Genomic DNA, 238 nt, shown 5'->3' with positions numbered 1-238 from the left:
ACAAGGGCCACTGGATCCGCCCGCACCTGGCCAAGACCATCGACGGCCAGCCGCCGGTCGACCCCGACCCGATGCCCGACATCGTGCTGCGCGACCCGGCCAACTGGGACCGCGTCGACTACGGCATGCAGCAGGTGGTGCATGGCGCCCGCGGCACGGCGCGCAAGGTTGGCGCCACCTCGGCCTACCTGATCGCCGGCAAGAGCGGTACCGCCCAGGTGGTGGCGATCAAGCAGAA

General features: G+C 70.6%; 1 protein-coding gene. It reads left to right on the top strand.

All coding sequences use genetic code 11. The features are described 5' to 3' along the window. Positions 1-238: penicillin-binding transpeptidase domain-containing protein (locus G5A07_RS21705; protein ID WP_262405913.1), on the top strand; the 238-nt coding region annotated here is incomplete at both ends.

Origin of the sequence: Stenotrophomonas sp. AS012628, from assembly GCF_010608305.1 — a bacterium.
Lineage (GTDB): Bacteria > Pseudomonadota > Gammaproteobacteria > Xanthomonadales > Xanthomonadaceae > Stenotrophomonas > Stenotrophomonas geniculata.
This window is presented reverse-complemented; position numbering and strand designations above follow the sequence as displayed.